This window comes from Streptomyces doebereineriae, assembly GCF_031845645.1.
GTDB lineage: Bacteria > Actinomycetota > Actinomycetes > Streptomycetales > Streptomycetaceae > Streptomyces > Streptomyces canus.
Genome location: NZ_JAVREZ010000116.1, coordinates 1 through 530 on the forward strand (window position 1 = coordinate 1; position 530 = coordinate 530).

The 530-nt window shown below is 63.6% G+C and carries 1 protein-coding gene; it reads left to right on the forward strand.

Annotation, left to right across the window (positions count from 1 at the left end; all coding sequences use genetic code 11):
- Positions 1 to 232: 232 nt before the first annotated feature.
- A partial coding sequence (locus tag RNB18_RS50980; protein WP_311720923.1) for a hypothetical protein occupies positions 233 to 530 on the forward strand: 298 nt, incomplete at its 3' end.

The following is a 530-nucleotide window of genomic DNA, read 5'->3' on the forward strand; positions in this document are numbered from 1 at the left end:
GTGGACGAAGGATGTCGTTCCGTTCGAGTCGGCCGCCGAAGGTGGGCTGGACTATCTGGCCACGGCCGTCTACGTCCCCGAGCTGCTGCCGGTGACACGGCGATCCGATGGGCTGTGGTTCGAGGTGTGGACGGACACCCGGCGGAACTGGCCCCTTCAGGAGTCCCTCATTCAGTTCCAGTCGAGTTGGGAAGCGTCTGCGGGCGGGACCACGCACTACACCGCACTGCGGGTGAACTTCAGCACGGGGGCCCTCGTCGCGTACTGCGGCACCAACGCCGACGTAACGAAGAATGCTTCTGTGTCGTGGACGTGGAATCCGTTGAAAACCCCCGGGTGCTTCCACATCGGGGTGTGGCTGACCTTTTCGGCTACGGGCGCCCCTTCCTTCGTGCCGGTGGTCACGCCGAGGGACGGAAGCCCGCAAGCTCTGAACGCGGGTACGTTCTCGAATTTCCCGGTCCCGACCGGCGCCATGGTGACAACAAGTTTCGGTGTACAGAACATGCGGGCGGAATGCTTCCAGGTGT